At 47.1% G+C, this 22140-nt stretch carries 20 protein-coding genes; 8 read left to right on the forward strand and 12 right to left on the reverse strand.

Going from position 1 to position 22140, the window contains the following annotated elements:
- Positions 1-7 precede the first annotated feature (7 nt).
- Genes rbsB through rbsD form a run of 4 tightly spaced genes read right to left on the reverse strand, consistent with a single transcriptional unit; the run spans position 8 to position 3816 of the window.
- Positions 8-889 carry a ribose ABC transporter substrate-binding protein RbsB gene (rbsB, locus tag J3U76_RS03350; RefSeq protein ID WP_208004393.1) on the reverse strand — a complete coding sequence of 294 codons (882 nt, stop codon included), beginning with the start codon at positions 887-889 and terminating at the stop codon, positions 8-10.
- Between the two features lie 38 nt (positions 890-927).
- Positions 928-1887, reverse strand: coding sequence for a ribose ABC transporter permease (gene rbsC / locus J3U76_RS03355; protein ID WP_208004400.1), 960 nt, complete (start codon positions 1885-1887; stop codon positions 928-930).
- The gene (rbsA, locus tag J3U76_RS03360; RefSeq protein WP_208004401.1) at positions 1887-3389 is read right to left on the reverse strand and encodes a ribose ABC transporter ATP-binding protein RbsA; all 1503 of its coding nucleotides are present in this window, start codon (positions 3387-3389) and stop codon (positions 1887-1889) included. The genes rbsC and rbsA overlap by 1 nt, the downstream gene beginning before the upstream one ends.
- A 7-nt stretch (positions 3390-3396) precedes the next feature.
- Positions 3397-3816 (reverse strand): D-ribose pyranase, encoded by a 420-nt coding sequence (gene rbsD, locus J3U76_RS03365; protein ID WP_208004408.1) that lies wholly within the window; start codon positions 3814-3816, stop codon positions 3397-3399.
- 266 nt (positions 3817-4082) lie between these two features.
- Here rbsD and miaE point away from each other — a divergent pair, with 266 nt between their 5' ends.
- Positions 4083-4868: a tRNA isopentenyl-2-thiomethyl-A-37 hydroxylase MiaE gene (gene miaE / locus J3U76_RS03370; RefSeq protein ID WP_208004409.1), complete on the forward strand. Its 786-nt coding sequence runs from the start codon at positions 4083-4085 to the stop codon at positions 4866-4868.
- Positions 4869-4988: 120 nt separating this feature from the next.
- Here miaE and J3U76_RS03375 read toward each other — a convergent pair whose 3' ends face one another.
- The 6 genes from J3U76_RS03375 to J3U76_RS03400 all read right to left on the reverse strand — a co-directional run bounded on the left by J3U76_RS03375 (position 4989) and on the right by J3U76_RS03400 (position 10995).
- Positions 4989-5789, reverse strand: a complete 801-nt coding sequence (locus J3U76_RS03375) for a peptide ABC transporter ATP-binding protein (protein ID WP_208004417.1) — start codon at positions 5787-5789, stop codon at positions 4989-4991.
- Positions 5786-6793, reverse strand: coding sequence for a peptide ABC transporter ATP-binding protein (locus J3U76_RS03380; RefSeq protein ID WP_208004423.1), 1008 nt, complete (start codon positions 6791-6793; stop codon positions 5786-5788). Before J3U76_RS03380 ends, J3U76_RS03375 begins: the two co-directional genes overlap by 4 nt.
- A complete protein-coding gene (locus J3U76_RS03385) occupies positions 6793-7686 on the reverse strand; it encodes an ABC transporter permease subunit (protein ID WP_208004424.1) in 894 nt (297 codons plus the stop codon). The genes J3U76_RS03380 and J3U76_RS03385 overlap by 1 nt, the downstream gene beginning before the upstream one ends.
- Positions 7670-8632: an ABC transporter permease gene (locus J3U76_RS03390; protein WP_208004425.1), complete on the reverse strand. Its 963-nt coding sequence runs from the start codon at positions 8630-8632 to the stop codon at positions 7670-7672. The genes J3U76_RS03385 and J3U76_RS03390 overlap by 17 nt, the downstream gene beginning before the upstream one ends.
- 2 nt (positions 8633-8634) lie before the next feature.
- Complete coding sequence (locus J3U76_RS03395) at positions 8635-10293, reverse strand: ABC transporter substrate-binding protein (RefSeq protein WP_208004426.1); 1659 nt, start codon at positions 10291-10293, stop codon at positions 8635-8637.
- A 228-nt stretch (positions 10294-10521) separates the two neighbouring features.
- On the reverse strand, positions 10522-10995 hold the full coding sequence (locus J3U76_RS03400; RefSeq protein ID WP_208004427.1) for a hypothetical protein: 474 nt from the start codon (positions 10993-10995) through the stop codon (positions 10522-10524).
- Between the two features lie 225 nt (positions 10996-11220).
- Here J3U76_RS03400 and J3U76_RS03405 point away from each other — a divergent pair, with 225 nt between their 5' ends.
- The 3 genes from J3U76_RS03405 (at position 11221) to J3U76_RS03415 (ending at position 14091) form a co-directional block, all read left to right on the forward strand.
- Entirely contained in the window at positions 11221-11418 is a 198-nt protein-coding gene (locus J3U76_RS03405) for a DUF4250 domain-containing protein (protein WP_208004428.1), read from the forward strand.
- A 43-nt stretch (positions 11419-11461) separates the two neighbouring features.
- On the forward strand, positions 11462-12130 hold the full coding sequence (locus J3U76_RS03410) for a thiopurine S-methyltransferase (RefSeq protein WP_208004429.1): 669 nt from the start codon (positions 11462-11464) through the stop codon (positions 12128-12130).
- A 593-nt stretch (positions 12131-12723) separates the two neighbouring features.
- Positions 12724-14091, forward strand: coding sequence for a YjiH family protein (locus J3U76_RS03415; protein ID WP_208004430.1), 1368 nt, complete (start codon positions 12724-12726; stop codon positions 14089-14091).
- Between the two features lie 127 nt (positions 14092-14218).
- Here J3U76_RS03415 and J3U76_RS03420 read toward each other — a convergent pair whose 3' ends face one another.
- Positions 14219-14851, reverse strand: a complete 633-nt coding sequence (locus J3U76_RS03420) for a YccT family protein (RefSeq protein ID WP_208004431.1) — start codon at positions 14849-14851, stop codon at positions 14219-14221.
- A 376-nt stretch (positions 14852-15227) separates the two neighbouring features.
- Positions 15228-17357 (reverse strand): ATP-dependent DNA helicase DinG, encoded by a 2130-nt coding sequence (gene dinG / locus J3U76_RS03425; RefSeq protein WP_208004432.1) that lies wholly within the window; start codon positions 17355-17357, stop codon positions 15228-15230.
- A 268-nt stretch (positions 17358-17625) separates the two neighbouring features.
- On the opposite strand from dinG, the gene J3U76_RS03430 reads away from it, so the two are divergent.
- The 4 genes from J3U76_RS03430 to J3U76_RS03445 all read left to right on the forward strand — a co-directional run bounded on the left by J3U76_RS03430 (position 17626) and on the right by J3U76_RS03445 (position 21984).
- Positions 17626-18777: a porin gene (locus J3U76_RS03430; protein ID WP_243454030.1), complete on the forward strand. Its 1152-nt coding sequence runs from the start codon at positions 17626-17628 to the stop codon at positions 18775-18777.
- Between the two features lie 402 nt (positions 18778-19179).
- Positions 19180-20109, forward strand: coding sequence for a tRNA dihydrouridine(16) synthase DusC (dusC, locus tag J3U76_RS03435; protein WP_208004433.1), 930 nt, complete (start codon positions 19180-19182; stop codon positions 20107-20109).
- A gap of 69 nt (positions 20110-20178) precedes the next feature.
- Positions 20179-20547, forward strand: a complete 369-nt coding sequence (locus J3U76_RS03440) for a transcriptional regulator, TraR/DksA family protein (RefSeq protein WP_208004434.1) — start codon at positions 20179-20181, stop codon at positions 20545-20547.
- A 255-nt stretch (positions 20548-20802) separates the two neighbouring features.
- Positions 20803-21984 (forward strand): MFS transporter, encoded by a 1182-nt coding sequence (locus J3U76_RS03445; RefSeq protein ID WP_208004435.1) that lies wholly within the window; start codon positions 20803-20805, stop codon positions 21982-21984.
- Positions 21985-22140 lie beyond the last annotated feature (156 nt).

Consider the following 22140-nt stretch of genomic DNA (forward strand, 5'->3'; position numbering starts at 1 on the left):
GTTTGCCTTATTCACTGATCACTTGCAATGGCACTGGGATGTGTTTTTCAATGGTTTGTGCGTTCAACAGCTTATCGGCCGTTTCTACAGCAATGGCGCCAATGGCATCGGGCTGCTGAGCAATAGTGGCGGATAAACGCCCAGCTTGTACTGCTTTTATGCCATCTGCAGTGCCGTCAAATCCCACAATCAGTACGTCTTTTTTATTAGCAGCTTGCAGCGCACGCAAAGCACCCAGCGCCATTTCGTCATTTTGAGCAAACACGGCTTGTACATCTGGGTTAGCGGCCAATAAGTTCTCCATCACATTTAACCCTTTAGTGCGGTCAAAGTCGGCGGGTTGGCTGGCCAGCAGTTCAAACTTGTGCTTGGCAATTGCTTGCTTAAAGCCTTCGCCTCGCTCGCGCGCCGCACTGGTGCCGGCAATGCCTTCTAATTGAATGACTTTGGCATTACTACCGACTTGTTCGGCAATAAAATCACCAGCCATTAATCCGCCGGCCACGTTGTCGGAGGCAATATGAGACTTCACATCGCCGCGGCTGGCCGCGCGATCTAGGGTTAATACTGGCAATTTGGCGCGATTGGCTAAACGAATAGCATTGGTTACGGCATCGGAGTCGGTTGGGTTAATCAGCAGCACTTTGGCACCGCGCACGTTTAAGTCTTCTACGTTAGAAAGCTCTTTGGCAGGATCATTTTGTGAATCCAGCACTATCAGTTGATAACCTAATTCGTCCGCTTTTTGCTCGGCCCCTTCTTTCATAGTGACAAAAAACGGATTATTAAGCGTCGAAATCACCAGCGCTAAGGTTTCTTTGGCATAAGCAGTGCTGCTTATAGTGGCACTTAACAGTGCAACAGACAGTACAGTCGTGAGTTTTTTCATAATAGATTCCTTAATGGATAACATGAACCAGTTCAGTTTTATTTGTGTTTATTGTCGACCAAAACCGCCAACAAAATAACACTCGCCTTGGCAATCATCTGATAGTAAGAAGACACATCCAGCAGGTTAAGGGCATTATTCAAAAAGCCAATAATCAGCGCACCAATTAAAGTGCCCATAATGGCGCCTTTACCACCGGCTAGGCTAGTACCGCCTAACACCACGGCGGCAATAGCGTCTAACTCATAAGTGGTGCCAGCCGTGGGTTGAGCTGAAGATAAACGGCTGGTAACAATAATCGCGGCCAATGCCGATAACATGCCACAAATGGCATATACGCCAATTTTTACCCGTGCCACATTAATGCCCGATAAGCGAGCTGCAGCCTCGTTGCCACCCACGGCATAAATATAGCGGCCAAACCGAGTATGGTTTAATAAATACCAAGCACCCAAAAACGTGATGGCCATTAACCACACCGGCACTGGAATGCCAAACACATAACCGGTGCCAAACCACGCAAAAATATCGCCTGCATCAGTGAAACCGGTAGAAATAGGGCGTCCTTGGGTATAAACCATGGTAACGCCGCGCAGCAGTGTCATGGTGACCAAGGTGGCAATAAAAGCTTGCACCCGACCTTTGGCAACAATCAGACCACTTAAGCTGCCCAAGGCAAAGCCGGCCAATAACACAGCGGGCAGGGTGATAAAAATAGACAGCTCCATCGACACCATGCTGGCAGCAAAGGCACCACATAATGCCAGCACTGAGCCCACGCTTAGGTCGATACCGGCGGTTAATATTACTAGGGTCATGCCCACGGCAATAATGGCGTTCACCGAGGTTTGGCGCAAAATATTTAGCAGGTTATCAAGGGTAAAAAAGTACGGGTTTAATGCCGAGACCACGGCAATCAATATGAGTAGCGCGATCAGCGATTTTTGAGCAATCAGCCACTCTTTAGTAAACCAACGGCGGGTATTAGCGGTTGTCATTATGGGTGTTCCTCTTGATGGGGCTTACCGACAGCGGCGGCCAGTAATTGTTCTTGAGTGACAGTGGTGGCAGTAAACTCACCGTTAATTCGACCTTGGTGCATCACCATAATACGATCACTTATGCCTAACACTTCTGGCATATCAGACGAGACTAAAATAATAGCCATGCCTTCTTGTTTAAAGCGATTAATGAGCTGATAAATCTCTTTTTTGGCACCCACATCTACGCCGCGTGTGGGCTCATCCAAAATCAGCACCTTAGGGCGCGTCATTAAGCCTTTCGCAATGGCGACCTTTTGTTGATTCCCTCCCGATAAATGACCAATCAACTGATCGCGTGTGGGAGTTCTAATATTAAACAAACTAATAAACTCATCTACCGCACTGCGCTCAGCTTGGTGAGCAAGCTGTAACCCTTGGCTCAGCTCGGCGAGCGCCGATAAGCTCATGTTATTTTTAACAGATAATCCCAATATCAGGCCATCGCCTTTACGGTCTTCTGAAATATAAGCGATGCCTGCGGCCAACGCTTGTTGTGGGTGTGCGGCGCCATAAGGTTTACCAGATAACCACACCTTACCTTTTGTTCGGGGCTCGGCACCGTATAAGGCTTTTACCAGCTCTGTGCGTCCTGCGCCCATTAAGCCAGAAAACCCCAGTATTTCACCTTGATGCAAGCTAAAGCTAATATCTTCAATGCCCGGGGCGCTCATCTGTTCAACTTTAAGCACTTCTTGACCAAGAGGCGTTGCTATTCTGGGATATTGTTCGTCGAGCTTACGCCCAACCATGAGTTCAATAAGCTGATCTTCGTCTATGTCACTCACCGCGGCTTCAGCAATCCATTGTCCATCACGCAATACGGTGACGCGATCGCAAATTTCAAAAATTTCTTTTAACCGGTGAGAAATATAGACAATGGCGCAGCCAGTAGCGCGTAACTCGTTAATGACTCTAAATAAAGCGCGAGTTTCTGTATCAGTTAGGGCATCTGTGGGCTCATCCATAATGATCACATCGGCTTTAAACGATAATGCCTTGGCAATCTCCACCATTTGCTGAGCCCCTATGCTCAAGTTGCCCAAGCGTGTTTGTGGCGACTGGCGAATTTGCAAACGATCCAGTAGCGCTTGGGCATCGGCATATAACTGAGTCCAGTTAATCTTGCCAAACTTATTCACCGGCTCTCGGCCCAAGTAAATATTCTCGGCAATGGTCAGCTCATTTAAGAGATTAAGCTCTTGATGAATAATGCCAATTCCAGCCTGTTGCGACTCGCGAGGTCCTTTAAAATGACAAGGCTTGCCATGATAAATAATACGGCCTGCATCGGCTTGATAAATACCGGTCAGCACCTTCATTAAGGTTGATTTGCCGGCCCCGTTCTCTCCCATCAGCGCCATCACTTGCCCGGGATAGACGTTAAGGCCGGCTTGCGTGAGTGCTTTTACCCCCGGAAACGCCTTATCTATGGCGGTTAAAGACAGTATTGCTTCCATATTCACCTCAAAAAGGCACGCCGCAGCGCAATATCAAATTGGCGTAGGGCGTGCATTCGCCAGTGCGAACCACCGCCTTGGCTTGAGTGGTATTGTGTTTGAGCTGCTCATGACTGATGTAGTTAACAGTAATGTGCTTGCCCTGAGCGGCGCTGGCTTGTTCAATGTGTGTTAACAGTTGTTGGTGTAACTCTGGGCTGGCCGTGATCACTTCTTTAGCTAAGGTGACGTTTTCTAATTGCAGCTCGGTGAGTAGGGCGCTTAATACAGACAATAAACTCGGTACGCCTGGGCTCACCGCCAAGTCAATACGTTGTGGGCCAGAGGGAATAGGCAGGCCAGCATCGGCCAATACCAAGGTGTCGGTATGACCTAGGCTTGCGACTTGTGCCGATAGATGGCTATTTAATAAGGTGGTTTTTTTCACACTATTGGCCTTTTTGTGGGACAGATGAAGCCCAAGCGGTATGACGCCTTGATGACATGGTTTACAAAATCAAAGCCTTAAATTATATCAAATCGGTTGCGCAATCGGTTCGATAGGTAATTGTAGACAAGAAAGTGCATTATTGTGTGTGTACAATGATAAAAATGAGATCTAGATCAACAAAGCCTTTAGCAAGAGCAGCCTAAGCCAGTTAATGATAAAATACCTAACTTGATCATTCTAACGATGAGCTTACCTAGACCCTTATGACAAATGCACCTTCTTTATCGTCTGAGTTTGACGTGTTATTGGCTCCTATTTATGACTTTTTACGCTGCGATACTCCCAATGCTTGGGTTGAAGAGGCACGTAAACCGGAGAACTTACCGATTATTCTGCGCGACCATTTGCTATGTGAATTAAAAGCCGCACAAAGTGCCATGTTTTTGCTAAAACGTTATGCGCTTACCGAAGAGGGCATTAGCGACATCTCAAAGATGATGGCGCCTTATGAGCAGTTTGCTTATAACCGAGTGGGAGACTTGCACAGCTTACGAGCGAAAAACTACTTGTCTAAAACCATTAAAGCTCGGCCAGACTGCGCTTATGGGCAAGAGATGATCGATAAAATGGTATTATTGATCAGAGAAGAATTACATCACTTTTATCAGGTGTTAGAAATATTGGAAGAAAATGGCATTGCTTATGAGCCTGTGCCGGCGTCTCGTTATGCCAAAATGATGCTGAAGAAGGTACGAACCTATGAGCCCGAAGCCTTAGTCGATAAGCTCATTGTGTGCGCGTTTATTGAGGCACGCTCTTGTGAGCGTTTTGCCAAGCTGGCGCCGCATTTGCCGCCTAAAATTGGTCAATTTTATACTTCTTTATTACGTTCAGAAGCACGTCACTATCAAGATTACTTAGCCTTAGCTGATCAAATAACCGATGAAGATATTAGCGACAGAGTCGCGCTGTTTCGTGACGTTGAAGCCGATTTAATTCAATCACCCGACGATAACTTTAAGTTTCATTCCGGGCACCCGGGTAACTGATAGCTGTAAGCTTTACGCCGACCGCTTTACGAAAAACCGAACCGGTTTTATCTTTAACGTATAGCGTATAGCGTATAGCGTATAGCGTATAGCGTACAGCGTTAGGCGTACCGCGTTCTTTTAGCGCTTATTATGATGCCAGCGGTATTCATTGTTGTAGTTTTGCAACAGGCGCAGCCCGTGTTCGCTTTGTGGTGTGGTTAATACTTTTTGCGTGGGGCCGGCTTCTACCACATAACCGTTGTGCATTAACATAACGTGGTCACTAATGTGGCGCACCACACCGAGATCGTTGGCCACCAACACATAAGATAACCCCAACCGGCTTTGCAGGCTCAATAGTAAGTTAATAATTTGCGAGCGCACCGAAATATCTAAATTAGAAATCGCCTCGTCCGCTACAATAATATTGGGCGATAAAATAAGCGCGCGTGCCAGTGCTACCCGCTGTTTTTGGCCGGTTGAAATCATTTGCGGATAAAAATGATAATGATCTGGCAGCAAGCCTACTAACTTTAGAGTGTCTAACACTAATTCGTGACGCTCGGCCTCATTGAGGTTGGTGTTGAGGCTAAGGGGCATTTCTAAAATATTACCAATGTTACTGCGTGGATTAAGAGAAGTATTGGGATCTTGAAAAATCATGCGTAGCAACTGACAACGCTTTTTATCATCACCGGCTGCAATTTTATCGCCATTAATATAAATACTGCCTTTTGTTGGCGGCATCACCCCAGCCAATACTTTAGCCAAGGTACTTTTTCCTGAACCCGAATCGCCCATAATGGCCAGCGTTTGCCCTCGCTCCAGTGTAAAAGACAAGGGATGAAACGCCGTTTTGGTGACTTTGCGAAATAATCGAGTTTGAGTGACAAACTCTTTACTCAAATTATCAACTTTTAGTAATGGCACCTGACTCATGACTTGGGCTTACCTTTTTGGGGCATATTCAGCGGAAAGTGGCAGTAGTAGCTTTGCCCTTTGTACTTAGCTAATGGCGGCGTGATCACACATTTTTTTTGTGCATTAGGACAGCGTGGGCCTAATCGACAGCCAATGGGTAAGCTTTGCAGTGGAGGAATAGCCCCCGGCAAGGTATTCAGCCGTGACTTATGGGGTAAACTGCCGTCTAAGTCGGGCATCATCTGTAACAGGGCAGCCGTATAAGGGTGATGAGGCTGGGTTAATATTTGCTCTCGGGTGCCAGACTCGACCGCCTGTCCACAGTACATAACAGTAATATTATTAGTTAAACGCGCAAAGGTCGTTAAATCATTACTGATCAACAATACAGTGGTGCCCGATAGCTTATTGACACGTTCGAGTAGGCGTAAAATTTGTGCCTGATTAGAGGCTTCCATGGCATTGGTGGGCTCATCTGCCACTAATAATTTAGGCTGTGTCGCCAGTCCCATAGCAATCATGACCTTTTGGCATTCGCCTTCCGATAACTCAAAGGGGTAAGCATTTATCACGGTTTGTGAGTTGCGAATGCCCACTCTGTGTAGCAAGGATACCGCCTCTTTATGCCGCCAGTGCCAATGCTGCCACCATTTAGCGTTAGCCATACGTCTTGGCATTGCCTCTTTTAGCTGAGCACCTATGGTTTGTGACGGGTCAAGACAGCTTGATGGCTCTTGAAATACCATAGCAATGTCTTGCCCCATCATACGTCGGCGTTCTTTATGAGATAGGCTGAGCAGGTCGATATTACCAAAGTGCATCCGATCGGCCGTAACATGCCAAGTATCTTTGGCAATGCCGGCCAAGGTTTCTGCCACCAAGCTTTTTCCTGAGCCTGACTCGCCCACTAGGCCGCGAATTTCTCCCTCGGCCAGCGTTAAGCTAAATTTATCAACCGCTTTCACCAAGCCCTGTGGCGTTTCTATTTCAATAGTGAGATTACGAATATCGAGTAGTGGCATTAGTCCATGACCTCATTAATGGCTTGGCGCAGCCCTTCACCCACCATATTAATCACTAATACCGTGAGCAAGATGGCCAAGCCGGGGAGGGCGACCGTCCAAGGGGCAAGAAATACTAACTCTATGGCATCGGCCAACATGGTACCCCACTCCGGTCTAGGGGGCTGGGCCCCTAAGTCTAAAAAGCCCACGGCGGTGATGTCCAAAATAGCAGAGGATAGCCCTCGGGTGGTTTGGCTAATAATGGTGTCACTGAGGTTGGGCAAAACGCCGTAGCGCAGCATATCCCAACGGGTGCCACCGTCTAATCGCAAGGCGGTAAGGTATTCTTTTTGCATCTCATCCGACACTGCATTGTAAATGGCGCGGGTAAATTGCGGCGTTAGAGCTAAGGTAATGGCAATCAGGGTGTTAAACAGCCCAGGCCCCAAGATAGCGACAAAAATAATGGCCAGCAGCAGTGACGGAATAGATAAAAGGGTATCTAATAAGTGGTTAAGAATGCTGGCTTTAAAGCCTTTGAACATGCCGCCAACAATGCCGATACTGCCGCCTACCAATAGCGCTACTAATACCGCTAATACGCCATTACCAAAGGTAAGGCGGGCCCCAAACATTAAGCGCGATAACATATCGCGGCCTAAATCATCCGTGCCTAAAAAGAAGTCCACATTACCTTCATCGGCCCAAGAAGGGGGCATTAATAACAGCTGGGTAAATTGTTCATTGGCCGCATAGGGGGCCAACCAAGGGGTAAGTAGGGTGAGCAAAGCTAACAGCACCAAGCCCCATAGGCCGATCATGGCCAGCATATTGCGCTTAAACACCAGCCAAGTCTGTTCCCGTGGCGAGCGCACCCGCACTTCTGGATAAATATTACCCTTGCTTGGCATAAACGGCCTTCCTTCTGGCTGGGTAAATTAAGGTCGACATCACTTCAACAATGGCGCTGGCGACTATGGTAAAAGTAGCAATGGCCAAAGTCCCCCCTTTTATGGCGGCATAATCTTGCAGTGCAATACTGGTGACTAGCCAGCGACCTAAGCCAGGCCAATCAAACACAATTTCGGTCATAATGGCAGAGGTCAGCACAGTACCAAACTGTAGGCCTAATGTAGGAATGGCCAGCGGCAGCGCATTGCGCAGGCCATGGCGCAACATTACATGTCGGTCGCTTAGCCCCTTAGTGAGTACCGCACGAATATAATTATGTTTGAGCACCTCAAGCAAGGCACTGCGAATTTGGCGGATCACCTCTGTGGTGGGCACTATGGCCAGTACTAATGCGGGCAGCACTAAGTGGCGCAAGGCATCTAAAAAAGCAGACCAGCGATACGGGCCATCGGCCAGCAAGGTATCTATGGTCATAATGCCGGTCACTTGCTTCACGTCATACAATAAACTTAATTGTCCCGAGACCGGCAACCAACCTAAATTCAGCGAAAAAAACATCACCAATAATAGGCCTAACCAAAATACGGGCACCGAATAGCCGATAAGCGTACCGGTGAGGATGAAGGTATCTTGCCAGCGCCCCACCCGTAAGGCTGCCAGTGTGCCAGCAGGAATGCCCACCAGTAACGAGAGAATAAAAGCGGCAATACACAATTCTAACGTAGCAGGGAAATACTGACCTAAGGCCCCCAAAATGGGTAAGCCAGACACACTGGATACGCCAAAGTCACCGGACAATAGTTGACGAATAAAGGTGATATAGCCGTTAAAAAAATCAGGTGGCTGCGCGTTCATAAGCTGAAACTCCAGCACATAAGCAATTAACGACAGCATAAGCAATGTGCTTATCAGCAACATGGTGCGACGTAATAAATACAACAGCATGATTATTCCTTGTAAGCCTTATCAAACGCCACGCCACCGTAAGGCAATAACGCGAGTCCTGTTATATTGCGCCGATAAGATAATAATCGTTGGCTGTGTATTAAGGGGATGACGGCCACATCTTGATAAGCCAACATTTGTGCTAGTTGATAATGGGAGCGGCGCTTTGCCTGTACGGGCTCTGTTAAGGCCAAATCTAATTGCTGCTCAAATACAGGGTGACACCATCGACTGGCATTAGTGGTGTTGGCAATACCATGGCAGCTTAGCAGGTTACGCAAGGTATTGTCTGGGCTTGGGGTGTCGGCAGACCAGCCTGTGAGCACCGCATCTTGACTGCCATCTTGTAACTGTTGGCTTAATAGTTGCTCGTCCATGGGCTTTAATATCACCTTGATTCCAAGTGTTGCAAAGCGCTGTTGAATGAGCTGGCCAGTTTTTAATCCATCGGGGTTATAGCTGCGCGCGCCAGCAGGCAATAATAAGGTCATGTTAATAAAGGGTTTATTGTTCTTTTTGACTCCTGTCCGCTTGCTGTCAGCGCTGTTATCAACACCGGCTTGTTTCAGCAGCCAACGCGCACGCGCCATATTGGTATCGGGCATTGTTTGAGTCTCACTGTGCGCCCAAGAGCGTGCGGGGAGTAGGGTGGTGGCTTTTCGACCTTCATTAAAATACACCGCCTGCAATATATCTTGGCGCGACAGGGCTAAGCTAAGAGCTTTGCGCACCCGAATGTCATTAAACGGCGCCTTTTGGGTATTCAGTGCAAGTAAAGATACATTTATTCCCCCTGCCTCACTGACTGCAAGAGAGGGGTCTTGTTTAATCATACTCACCTGACTGGCCGACGGGTTTGCCATGGCGTCACATTCCCCCGACAACAACTTAGCTAAGCGCTTAGACGACTGAGGAGTAATATCAAACACCAATTGTTGTAATGCTGGGGGGCCATCCCAATAATTGTTATGACGCTGATAACGAATAAACTCATCGGGGCGATAGTGTTGCAGCATAAAGGGGCCCGTTCCCACCGGCTGTTTATCTATTTGTGCGGGTGTGCCATTTTCTTGCAGCTGTTTGCCATATTCGGCTGATAAAATACTGGCATAATCTGTAGCTAGATAACTTAAGAAATCTGCATCGGGGCGAGTGAGTACAAATTCGACTTGATGTGGGCCGAGCACGCGTATTTCTCGCACCAGCTCTGTCCAGTTAATACCACTAAAAAACGGATAGCGACCGCCGCCTATAGCATGGTAGGGGTGTTGTTTATTAATAATGCGATTAAAAGTAAAGGCCACATCGTCGGCAGTCAACATACGGCTGGGGCTAAACCAGGCTGTCTCATGAAAAGGCACGGCTTTTCGTAAGGTAAAACGATAGCGTAGCCCTTGGCTATCTTGTTGCCACTGAGAGGCCAGTGCCGGTATTAGCTGCTGATTATTAGGATCTCGCCTTAACAGGCGGTTATATAACTGATGTGCGGTGGCGTCTAAGGTTTCACTCGACATCACCAACTGAGGGTTAAAACTAAGTGGGGCGTTACTAATGCAATACAATAAGCTTTTTTGTGCCAGTTGTTGGCGATGACTGTCGTTATCGCCGCCACACCCTGCCAGTAACAGACTGCTAAACAGCCCTAAAAGCCACACTCGCATTATTTAATCCTAGAATTGTACCTGCCCTAAGGCAAAAAAAATGAGCCATAACGTATTAAGGCTACAATACAAACCGTTATGTAATTGGTCTGTATGTTTTGATAAGGGCGCTAATGTAATCACATTAACGGCCTGTCTATCAAGCACAACTCACCTAACATCTTCTTTTAGTACTCGCTTCTTTAACGCGCCTATGGTGGCATTTCAGTATGCAAACATAAGCCACCTTTAGTTTAACTGATAAGATGGTACCGAGGCTTTTGGTAATGCTGACTCAAGATGCGCGCGACTCACGGGTAGCGATTTTTTTAGTGCGCAGGCTTGATTAGCGATAAGGTCGCCGTACTTCCAACACACCACTACCGCAATGCTGGCACACTGTGTTGCCTGTAACACCAGCTGGCGAGACGCTTGCTGAGCATCAATAACGCGAGCGGGATTGATGCCGGCATTTAACAGTGCGGTTCGCGATAATCGCTCGGGAGCATTGGCGATCAGGATCCAGCCATTATTCTGTTGGCTGATATTCGCTAAGTTGGCGAATAAGCGCGCTTGGGGTACGCCTCCCCAATGGCTAATACTACTGGTACCAGGGTGAGCAGAGGTATACATAAAAGGGGCTTCTAGCAATAGCGGCTGCCAGTGTATGGATGAACAAAGGGTCTGATCTGTAAGTTGCAGAGTATGCAAAAAAGTAGCCATCGATAATCCAACTCCTGTGTGTTGCTGTATGAGCATACAGTAGTTGTCTTGCTGGCAGAGATCAAGTAAAACACTGTATAAATTAACAGTCATTACGCGGCATCTTGTACTTAGGCGTCACCTTAACGGTTCAGAAGGTTTTTGGTTAAATAGCGTATTGAAGGCGCTTTATTGTTAAGTTAGCGTTAACATCAAAAAACATGACTGATTGAGCAGGAGGCGAATATGGATAAGTTGCTGCTAGAAGATATGGATCGCCACATGGTGCTGAGTATTTTAAACGAAAAGCTGCGTTTAGAATGCGATAACTTAACCACACTGGTATCACGTTACGAACTCGACACACATTGGCTAACCCAGAGTATGGAGCACATTGGGTATCGTTACGACGCAACCAGTAATCAATTTAAACCTTGTGCTTAAGCGTAAGGTTATTATGTGTAAATAGAGCAGTGATAGAAAAATTATGGAAGCAGATTTTTGGCACCAACGTTGGCAAAGCGCGCGTATTGGCTTTCACCGTGAACAGGTTAATAGCCAACTAAAAGCGCACTGGCCAACGCTGAGCTTACCTACCAATAGTCAGGTATTAGTGCCATTGTGTGGCAAGACTAATGACATGCATTGGCTGGCAGAGCAGGGCCATCAGGTAGTGGGGGTTGAACTCTCACCCCTTGCAGTACAGGATTTTTTTGCTGACAGCAAGCTGACTCCAAAGCAAGCAGTGCTTGGCCCTTATCAAGGTTGGCTCACGCCGCACATTAACCTATATCAAGGGGACTTTTTTAAGGCAGACCAGCTTAATATCACCTTTAATGCCGCCTACGACAGAGCCGCCCTTATTGCGCTGCCAGCCTCTATGCGACACCAATATGTTGCGCAGTTAGCCAGGCTACTTAAGCCTGGGGCCGTGGTGTTATTGATTAGTGTGCATTATGCCCCCGACCAACAACAGGGGCCGCCGTTTTCGGTGTCGGAGCAAGCGGTAACCGCCTTGTTTGAGCCTTACTTCACCCTGATAGAAGTGCGCCCCACAGTATCGGAGCAGACAATCCACCCCAGAGTCGCCAGCGGCGAACTCGATTTTTTTGATGAGATCTGCTTTGTACTGGTGAGAAAAGAGCATGACGAGTGACTTTTAATAAACAGCTACACGCTTTACGCTGACCGCTGTACGGAAAAGCAAACCGGTTTTATCTTTAACGTACAGCGTTAGACGTACCGCTTTCTTTAACAGACAGCTATACGCTTTACGCTGACCGCTGTACGAAAAAAAACGGTGAAGGGTGAGGTGTAAGGGGGGGGGCAAGAATACATCGACCATATTAATTTTAAGTACGCCGCTACGCGCCATCGGCCAGCTGAAGCGGCCTCTGCATAGATGTTTAGGTGTTGTTTTTTAAACTGACAGCTCTCACTTCGGTCATTGCGAGGAGCGAAGCGACGCGGCAATCCATGTCTTAGCCCGCCGGCTTTACCACTTTTACGTCAGGCTCTTTAGTAGACAAAGTATCTTGGCTTGGTAGGGTAAATAGCGTTAAATGTTAACTCCCCCTTTAGATTAAATATATTCCACTGTAAAATAACTATTCAGTCAGCCTATTGTTTATTAGTGATTTATTCACTTCGTAATGGGCTTTATGCAAATGTTGTTCTTGGTTTGCATAACTCAGCATTTTTTCACTTTATTTATTCAAGCTATGCCAAGCAGAGCTTGGTGGAGTACTCATGGAAAAAACACAGGCGAAGCAGGCTAACGCCAGCAAACGCAACCTACTTATGTTTGTGCTGCCTTCATTGTTGGGCATCTTTTTGTTTATGACCCCGGTGAGCTATCAGGGCGATCTCACTATTATGATTGCCGTGTTGGCCAAAAGCTTACAGGGGATACTTGCAGATAAGCTACCTATTATTGTGACCCTGATTATTTGTCTATCGGCGGTGTTGTCTTTATGGGTAACCTTGCTTAAGCCCATGGCAATACTTAAACACGCCTTTTTAAACACGCTGTTTAACGTGAGCCCTGTTTGGCTTATCAGCCGATTGTTAGGGGCGGTGTTTGTATTGCTGGTGTATGCCCAAGTGGGGCCAGAAATTTTATACAGTGGCGACACTGGCGGCCTAGTGCTCAATGACTTATTACCGGTACTGTTTGCAGTGTTTATTTTTGCCGGTTTACTGCTGCCACTGTTACTGGATTTTGGGCTATTAGAATTTATAGGCACCTTACTGACCGGTATTATGCGCCCCATTTTTCGTTTGCCTGGCCGTTCAGCAGTAGACTGTATGGCGTCTTGGCTAGGGGATGGCAGTGTCGGCATTTTACTAACCAGCAAGCAATACGAAGGGCAGCATTATACTCAGCGCGAAGCCGCAGTGATTGGTACCACTTTTTCGGCCGTCTCCATTACCTTTAGTTTAGTGGTGCTGGCGCAAGTTAAACTCGAACACTTATTTTTACCCTTTTACTTTGCGGTATGCGTAGCCGGTATTGTGGCCGCCATTATCGTGCCGCGCTTGCCACCGCTGTGCTGGAAAAAAGACACTTTTATTAATGGCGAATCAAGAAATGCCCAAGATGAAGCCACCCCAGCGGGTTACTCACGCCTAAGCCATGGCTATCATTTAGCGTTAGCACGAGCCAATAAGGTTGAAAGTTTAGGCCAAGTGGTACGTACTGGCGTTTATAATGCGCTAGACATGCTGCTGGGTGTATTACCTGTGGTAATGGCTTTTGGTACCTTGGCATTAGTGATTGCCGAAACCACTCCTGTGTTTAGCTGGTTAGGGGTGCCGTTTGTGCCTTTATTAGAGTGGTTACACATACCCGAAGCGGCGGCGGCCTCACAAACCATAGTGGTGGGTTTTGCTGATATGTTTATTCCGGCCATCTTGGCCTCGTCCATTGAAAGTGACATGACCCGCTTTGTGATTGCGGCGTTATCGGTCACGCAACTTATTTATATGTCTGAAGTGGGTGCCTTGTTACTGGGCAGCAAGATCCCCGTTAATGTAGTAGAGCTGTTTGTGATCTTTATACTGCGCACGTTAGTCACACTGCCAGTGATTGCCTTAGTTGCCCACTGGGTGTTTTAACTAAAAAGGGGTCGGAGTCATTTACGGGCATAATGCTGACAAACAGGCGCTAGGGCGTGCTGTATCAGCAAAAAGGGTCGGAGTCATCGATAAATGACTCCGACCCTTTTTCTGTGTGTTGGCTTGCTTACTGTTGTTGGATCATCCAAATTTGGAAGGCTCGCTGGGTGTCTTTATCGGCGCTGTTCCACCAGTATTTCAGCATATCTAATGAATCTGCATCTACTGCGGCATCACCAAACTTGGCTGTGGCTGCTGCTACAGCGGCGTCGGTGCGGCCATTAAAATCTTTATTTTCTACCTTTAGGTAATCTTGTATACCACTGGCTAAATTTAAGCCGGCAGGGCGATGAATGGTATAAACCTCAGCAGCAACAGCCTGACCGGTGCGCTTGTCTACTATGCTTATTTGGCTGGCTTGATCGCGTAAAAAAGCGCGAGCTTGCTGATAATTAATCGGCTTTTTATATTCAACGCTTAGATTGGCATCGGCAGGTGTGTCTAGGTTGATAATAACGGGATCACCTTCCATTACTCGAATATGCTGTTTGGTTGAGTAGTCTTCTACATACTCCAATACAAACTGATGTTTGCCGCCTTTGACTTCTGTGGAGTGCACTGTGTTAAATGCGCTGTGTTTCGTTTTTTCACCATCAACCAGTAGTAGTTGATAAGGTTTGGCTGCTTCAAAAGTAGCCGCATTAGCGCCAAAAGATAAGCCTGCCAAGGCGAGGGCGGCAAGGGTTAAGCGTGTTTTCATTAAGGTGGGCTCCTAAGCCGTAATTAAATCACTTTACCTTGTGTAATAGCAGGCCAAAGTGAATCATTCCATCATTGGATATCATAAATTTAAACATAAAGATTGTGACAAGTTAATGAGTTAAGCGCAATAACTAACAAAGTTTAAGGCAGCGACAAGCTTAAAGGCAATCCTATAACTTGGGTCATTGCGAGCGCAGCGCGGCAATCCATTCCAAAGAAAACGCTACGCCTAACGCTGACCGCCTCACGTTAAAGAACTCGGCCAAAGCGGACGGGCTAAAATAATCCGGTAAGGAGTGAGGGGATAGATAAGGGCAAACTCTGTAGTCTTGCGCTTTAGCTGCAAGTCTTGCGGAGCAAGAAGGTTGTCCCCTTTACACCTCACTCTTTACTGTTTTTCCATGCAGCTGTTTGTTAAAAGGCGGTAGGGCTTGTAGTAGGGCGGGGCCGTAGCGTTTGCTGACTAAGCGTTTATCTAATAACACAATGCGCCCGGTGTCGGTTTCGGTGCGCAGTAAACGGCCACAGGCCTGAATTAATTTACGCGACGCTTCGGGTAGGGCTAATTGCATAAAAGGATTGCCACCACATAGGGTGATCCATTCAGCCATGGCTTCTTCAACCGGCGAGGTAGGCACGGCAAAGGGCAGTTTAGTAATAATCAGGTTGGTTAAATAATGGTTGGGCAAGTCTAAGCCTTCCGAGAAGCTGCCAGTACCAAATAAAATGCTGGGTTGTTTACCATCACATTTGTCTTTATGCAGCCGCAACAAGGCTTGGCGGCTGGCTTCTCCTTGTACTAACAGCGAATAGCCTTGGGCTCTAAGGCTGGCGGCGACGTGTTGCATTTGTCGGTACGACGAAAATAACACTAAGCTTGCCGCCTGATTTTTAAGCCAAATAGGAATTTGGGTGGTCAATAAGTCATTAAAGTCGGGGTGGCTTGGCTCACACGCCAGATCAGGAATAATCAGCTGGGCTTCAGCATAGTTAAACGGTGAGTTAAGGCGAATATAATGGCTGCCGTCGTCTTGGCGTAACCCCACCGCACGGCGAAAATAACCAAAATCATTCAGCGCCGTTAAGGTGGCCGACATCATCACCACGGCACTGGCCCGAGACCAACACCATTGCTCTAATAAGTGCCCCACTGCTAAGGGGGTGGCGCACAACATAATGTCTTGATGGTCTTTTTTATCGAGCGCTAGCCAGCGGGCAGGGGGCGTTTGTTTTGGGCCTGGGGCGCGCAGTAATAAGGTGGCGCCATCGCGAATTTGCTCCCCTTGCAGTTGTTGCTGGCTAATAATCGCCAAGGCAGCTTCAATGGCAGGGGCCTGAGACGGATTAAGCTTAAGCTGGTCTGCAAGCTGAGTGTTAATGGGCCCCAGTGCGCGGCAAAAGGTTTGGCTGTCTTCTTTTACTATGCTTAACCGCTCATCTAGCCCGCAGGGTAAGTCGCCGGTATTAAAGCGCAAACAGCCTTGCTCATCTGTGGTTAATTCTTGGCGTTGCAGCGCTGAAAATAGCGTTTGATAGACCTGAGTTAATGCCGGTATTAATTGGGCCGAGCTGTGTTGTAAGCGGCCAATGGCGCTTTGGCCGTCTACTCCCAATAAATCATTAAGCTTGCCTTGCCATTTATTAAACTGCTCTAAAGAGCGCCTAAGCTGGCGCAGGTTTAAGCGAATAGAGCCTTGTTCGCGAGCGACGGTCGCAATATGGTGGGCTTCATCCAAAATATATAAACATTGCTCGGGCTCGGGCAATACAATGCCGCCGCCCATGCTTAAATCGGCCAGCAAAAGCGCGTGATTCACCACTATTACATCGGCGTGTTCTAGCTCGGCACGGGCTTGATGAAACGGGCAGTGCTGGTGCCCCAGCATGGGCTGGCAACTGTGGCGCTCGGCTTGCAACTGCTGCCATAATGCCTGATCGATGGGGCTGGGCCAGCTGTCGCGATCGCCTTTCCAGCTTTGGTCTTGATAAGCTTGCCATAGCTCAGCAAGCTGAGTTTGCTGAGTGGCGGTTAACGGGGCGGATAAAGTGCTTTCAAATGATCCTACATCAAACATTTGGCCTTGCGATGTCCCCCCAGCAAGATCGGCCAAGCGCCGTGCGCAGCAATAACGGGCACGGCCTTTGGCTAACGCAAAGCGAAAGCTGGGCTTGCTGTAAGGCAAAAATAACGGCAAGTCTTTATCCACTAACTGCTCTTGCAGCGCCAAGGTGGCGGTTGAGATCACCACTTTTTTTTGATTGGCTTTTGCCCACGGAATACCCGCTTGTAAATACGCCAACGACTTACCAATGCCGGTGCCGGCCTCGGCCACCAAAATGCGCCGTGCTTTATCATATTGGCCCAGCAAAACTTTGCCCATTTCAGCCACTAGGTAATTTTGCTCGCGGCGAGGGATAAAGCCTGGCAAGTTTTTGCTTAGTCGGCGATAGTTTTCTTGTACTAAGGTTTGATAGTGATTGGCAGGCTGATGCTTGGTTGACATTATATTGGCTTATTAGTTGAGCGTAGGGGCAAGCTTAAGTAAATACTTTGTTCATTATAGAGGAAGTGGCGCGCTATTGTGAGTGCCGTTAATGGGCATGGCAAGCGTTGGCAATGTTTATATTATATGTTAGCTAACACTTATATTGCATTTATATGACCATTTATATGACAGTGTTAGTCGCAAAATTATTGTGGCTGCGTTTTTAAGCTGTTGAGCTCAATTTTATTGCGCCAGAGTCTAATTGTCATAAAAAGTTCCTGTTATTTTGTTGCAAGCAAAAAATAGCGGTGCTAATGTGTTTAGCATAGTAACGCTTGGCGTTGCTAACACAGGGAAAAACAAAGACTTAGTGTTTAACTACAGTAGGCATATAAAAATCATGAAAAAAACAATTTTAGCTCTAACTATTCCTGCATTGTTTGCAACGTCTGCAAGCGCAGTTGAAATTTACTCAGCCGAAGACGGCTCAAAAGTTGATCTATACGGTCGCCTGCAGTACCACGCAGGTGGTTTAGGTTATCAAGGTGGTGGTGAGCGCCAAAACTTTGGTGGCGAAGGTCAAATTCGTGCTGGTATTAACTTTAACCAAGTACTAAACCAAGATATCTCGTTAATTGGTAAGTACGAAGCCAACTTTGATGCAGAAAGCAAAACTAATAGTGTTGGAAATGGTAAAAATAATGCTAATAACGAAATCGATACTCGTTACGCTTGGTTAGGTTTTAGCTTTCAAGACACCACTACCCTTACTTTTGGTAAAAGTGAAGCGCCGCGTGCCCAGTTAACTGACCTAACTGACACCTTAGATATCTTCGGTGCAAATGTTACACGTGCGGGTGGTTTTAACCGTGTTGATGACCAAATTCGTGTATCTTATGCGGCCAACGGTTTAGATTTGCGCGGTGCTTATGCTTTTAACGATGATCGTAAGCAAGATCAAAGTATATTTAATAACGATATAGACGACACTCGTTGGGGCGTTTCAGCAGGTTATACATTACCAATTAACTTAGGTTTTGTAGCTTCTTATAACCAAGAAGATAACGACTATGTTACTGCTGGTAGCACAGACAAAACCAAAGAGTGGGGCTTAGGCGCACACTATAGCATCGATGGTTTTTACTTTGCCGGCCTATACGGTCAGATTGATGAGAAAAATACCGGACTTGCTGACGATGATGGCGCTAAGTTCTGGGAGCTTCAAGCTTCTTACAATGTAGAGGAGTGGACTTTAATTGCTAACTACGCAAATGCTAAAGGTCGTAAGGCGTCATCAGGTGATAAGCTAGTTGACGAATATACTTTAGCCGCTCGTTATGCATTCACGCCTAAGACTAAAATTTATGCTGAATACGTAATCAACGAAATCTCAGATGAAGACGATCTGTACGGTGTTGGTATTCAGTACAACTTCTAAGCGAGTTTAAGCGAGGCTTAAAACTAACTTAAGAAGCATAAAGCCGGCGCAAGCCGGCTTTTTTTATTGGTGAAACAAGCGCCCAAGCTGCATTCCTGCGCAGAACATGGGAGCGAGAAAAGCTGGGGTTGGGGATTAGGGACTCGTGATTAGAACACAGTTGACCTGTCAGTGACTATTCCCTGTTCACCCATCACTCACCACTCATCACTTTTTTCGCTCTTACCAATAAAAATTCCTTTCAGATCTGATCTCTATTTTTCCGTGTTCTTCCGTGTATTCCGTGGCAAAGCGCCTTTAGGTTTATCTTTCTTGGCGCTAGAAGCCGGGCGCTGGGCGCTTTTTTTCATTCCCGCTGTTACAATCTTACCCTCTACTTTTTAGCGACAGCCCTACAACACTATGCGTTTAATTTTGGCCCCCATGGAGGGGGTGTTAGATCACTTAATGCGAGACTTACTGACCCGCATTAACCCCTTCGACTTATGTGTGACCGAATTTGTGCGCGTGGTTGATATGCGCCTGCCACCCAGAGTTTTTTATCGCTTGTGTCCCGAGTTGCATCAAGGCTGCCAAACACCTGCTGGTACGCCGGTACGTATTCAATTATTAGGGCAAGAGCCAGACTGGCTGGCAGAAAATGCCGATCAGGCCTGCTTACTAGGCGCACAAGGTATTGATCTTAACTTTGGCTGCCCGGCTAAAACTGTCAATAAAAGCCGGGGCGGTGCCGCTTTATTAGCCGACAGTGAACTGCTTTATCAAATTGCCAAAGCGGTACGAGCGGCCGTGCCTGCGCATTTACCGGTTAGCGCTAAAATTCGTTTAGGCCTAGAAGACAGAGATTCTTACTTAGAAAACAGCCAAGCACTGGCAGCGGGCGGCATTAGCGAGTTAGCCGTGCATGCCCGCAGTAAGCAAGATGGCTATCGCCCGCCGGCATATTGGCCTTTGGTGGCAGATATTCGCCAAGCATTGTCGATTCCGGTGATCATTAATGGGGAAATTTGGAATGCCCAGCAGGCATTAGCGGCGCAAGCACAAAGCCAGTGTTGCGATGTAATGCTAGGCCGAGGTGCGCTGGCACTGCCCAATTTAGCCGCCACCATTAAACACCATGCCCCCACCATGAGCTGGTCACAAGTAGTGGCCTTGTTATTAGATTATTCGGCATTAGAAGTAGAAGGCGATAAAGGCGTGTATTACCCTAATCGCATTAAGCAGTGGTTGCGGTATTTAAAAGAACAATACCCCCAAGCAGCTTCTTTATTTACACAGGTGCGCACGCTTAAACATACCGACGACATTCGTCGTACTCTTATCGCTCTTTGATTTGCGTCATAATGTGATGCCCACGCTCACCGTATACTGCTGAGTATATTCAGTTTTTGGGAACGCATTATGAGCCATACACCCGAGTCTCAATTAACAGAGCGCCTACACACAGAAGCTAAAGTTCGCCAAGGGGCCTTTTTGCAGGCCCTTGCTGCGCTAGATGCCCCCCTTGCCCTCACCTTTGAGCAAATTGGCGCAGATGAATGGGCGGATCATCCCGCTTTATTAGCCTGGCCACAGTTACAATCTTATATTATAAAACTTAAGCAGGTAGATGCGGCTTTGTGCCAACAGCAGCTAGGGTTATATGGCCTGTGCAGTGATTGTGAGGCCGACATTAGTCGCGAGCAATTATATCAAGACCCTTGTCGGCAACGTTGCAGTCACTGTCACGCTAAACACCTTAATAGCCAACAAGCGAGCTGGGCACTTTAACGTTACAAAAGAGTATGCAGCACTAAGCCCGTCTTAAAGCTTGGCGAGGGGCGGCGGGTGAGTCGACCGACTTTAGATTACCTACCTCACAGATTTTAGATTTATCTGCGACTTCTTGGTGTGCTTTATGTATCTTGTATTATGCCTGTTGCAAAAAGGCTGTTTCGATTTAGCATCTGTTTTTCCTTTCTTTATAAACGTTTATTTTTATACCTGATGGAGCACTAAAATCTAGGCTCTTATTTAGGAGTCATCATGATTGAGCTAAAAACCCGCCTTTGGTGGCGTGCAACCTTGGCCTTAGGGTTAGGCTCTATGCTGGTATTTATTAATTTATATATTGCCCAGCCTCTGCTGCCTTTATTAGCACAAGACTTTAATGTGTCGGCACTGTCGATTAGTTGGGTGCTGTCTATTTCTACTTTAGGTTTGGCCATGGGCCTATTGTTTTGGGCAAGGGTTGCAGATAAGCGAGGGCGTAAGTCCATTATGTTGGGCTGCTTATTGGCCGCCTTACTCTTAGGCTTGGTTATTTCACAGCTGAATGATTTTAGTAGTTTATTGATTGCCCGAGGCTTACAAGGTTTCTTTTTAGCCGGCTTGCCTGCCACTGCGGTGGCTTATATGGGGGAGGAGTTTACACCTAAAGCGCTTGTTACCAGTATTGGTGTTTATATTGCGGCTAATTCATTAGGTGGCATAGCAGGTAGGGTGCTAGGCGGTTTATTGGCTCAGTGGGGCGGTTGGCAAAATAGTTTTATGATATTGGCGGCCATCAGTTTATTACTGTGGATCCCATTATTAAAATGGCTGCCCGCATCACAACATTTTGCGCCTGCTAATAAAGGCCAAGGGGGAACGGCACTAGTTAGCCATATTAAAAACCCGCTGTTGTGGCCCATTTATTTAGTGGGTGGGCTCAACTTTATGGTGTTTTTAAATCAATACACTTATGTGGCTTTTTATTTTTCGGCTCCGCCCATTCAAATGGCACCCGCAGCCTTAGGGTTATTATTTTTAACCTATTTGACGGGGACTTTTGCTTCAAGCGTGAGTGGTTATTTGGTTAACCGTTTTGGTTTATGTCAGACTTTGTTAGCCGCCATTATATTAATGGCTATCGGCAATGTGGGATTAATGACGGGTAAGCTGTCGATCATTTTATTGACCTTACTTGTTGATAGTTTTGCATTCTTTTTAGCCCATGCTTGCGCCAGTAGTTGGGTAGGGCGCAGCGTGCAACATCACAGAGCCTTGGCTTCGTCACTGTACTTGGTTTTTTACTATTTAGGTGCCAGCTTAGGCGGTTTGTATCTGTACCCCTTTTGGGAGCAAGGCCGCTTAGCCGGTGTGGCTGTAGGCATGTGGTTGGTATTGTTTATTACCGCAGGCTTAACGCTGCTTGTTAAAAGGCGCAGTGCCGAGCACCCAGCTTAAAAACAACCCCAATACTTGGGTCATTGCGAACGTCGCTGCGCTCCTCGCAATGACGGCCAAAGTGGTAAAACGGACGGACTAAGATAAACCAGTAAGGAGTGAGGGAGCTAGGTAAGAGCCAATACCAAACTTTGTAGTCTTGCGAAGCAAGAGGGT

It is taken from the genome of Oceanisphaera pacifica (assembly GCF_017498065.1).
Classification (GTDB): domain Bacteria; phylum Pseudomonadota; class Gammaproteobacteria; order Enterobacterales; family Aeromonadaceae; genus Oceanimonas; species Oceanimonas pacifica.

What these genes read in the sequence shown, in the direction of transcription:
- J3U76_RS03375 (WP_208004417.1), bottom strand. Translation starts at nt 5,789, where the DNA reads ATGAGTCAGGTGCCATTACTAAAAGTTGATAATTTGAGTAAAGAGTTT.
- rbsB (WP_208004393.1), bottom strand. Translation starts at nt 889, where the DNA reads ATGAAAAAACTCACGACTGTACTGTCTGTTGCACTGTTAAGTGCCACT.
- J3U76_RS03410 (WP_208004429.1), top strand. Translation starts at nt 11,462, where the DNA reads ATGGAAGCAGATTTTTGGCACCAACGTTGGCAAAGCGCGCGTATTGGC.
- J3U76_RS03445 (WP_208004435.1), top strand. Translation starts at nt 20,803, where the DNA reads ATGATTGAGCTAAAAACCCGCCTTTGGTGGCGTGCAACCTTGGCCTTA.
- J3U76_RS03380 (WP_208004423.1), bottom strand. Translation starts at nt 6,793, where the DNA reads ATGCCACTACTCGATATTCGTAATCTCACTATTGAAATAGAAACGCCA.
- rbsC (WP_208004400.1), bottom strand. Translation starts at nt 1,887, where the DNA reads ATGACAACCGCTAATACCCGCCGTTGGTTTACTAAAGAGTGGCTGATT.
- J3U76_RS03405 (WP_208004428.1), top strand. Translation starts at nt 11,221, where the DNA reads ATGGATAAGTTGCTGCTAGAAGATATGGATCGCCACATGGTGCTGAGT.
- J3U76_RS03420 (WP_208004431.1), bottom strand. Translation starts at nt 14,851, where the DNA reads ATGAAAACACGCTTAACCCTTGCCGCCCTCGCCTTGGCAGGCTTATCT.
- J3U76_RS03400 (WP_208004427.1), bottom strand. Translation starts at nt 10,995, where the DNA reads ATGGCTACTTTTTTGCATACTCTGCAACTTACAGATCAGACCCTTTGT.
- J3U76_RS03385 (WP_208004424.1), bottom strand. Translation starts at nt 7,686, where the DNA reads ATGCCAAGCAAGGGTAATATTTATCCAGAAGTGCGGGTGCGCTCGCCA.
- miaE (WP_208004409.1), top strand. Translation starts at nt 4,083, where the DNA reads ATGACAAATGCACCTTCTTTATCGTCTGAGTTTGACGTGTTATTGGCT.
- J3U76_RS03395 (WP_208004426.1), bottom strand. Translation starts at nt 10,293, where the DNA reads ATGCGAGTGTGGCTTTTAGGGCTGTTTAGCAGTCTGTTACTGGCAGGG.
- dusC (WP_208004433.1), top strand. Translation starts at nt 19,180, where the DNA reads ATGCGTTTAATTTTGGCCCCCATGGAGGGGGTGTTAGATCACTTAATG.
- rbsA (WP_208004401.1), bottom strand. Translation starts at nt 3,389, where the DNA reads ATGGAAGCAATACTGTCTTTAACCGCCATAGATAAGGCGTTTCCGGGG.
- J3U76_RS03415 (WP_208004430.1), top strand. Translation starts at nt 12,724, where the DNA reads ATGGAAAAAACACAGGCGAAGCAGGCTAACGCCAGCAAACGCAACCTA.
- J3U76_RS03440 (WP_208004434.1), top strand. Translation starts at nt 20,179, where the DNA reads ATGAGCCATACACCCGAGTCTCAATTAACAGAGCGCCTACACACAGAA.
- J3U76_RS03390 (WP_208004425.1), bottom strand. Translation starts at nt 8,632, where the DNA reads ATGCTGTTGTATTTATTACGTCGCACCATGTTGCTGATAAGCACATTG.
- dinG (WP_208004432.1), bottom strand. Translation starts at nt 17,357, where the DNA reads ATGTCAACCAAGCATCAGCCTGCCAATCACTATCAAACCTTAGTACAA.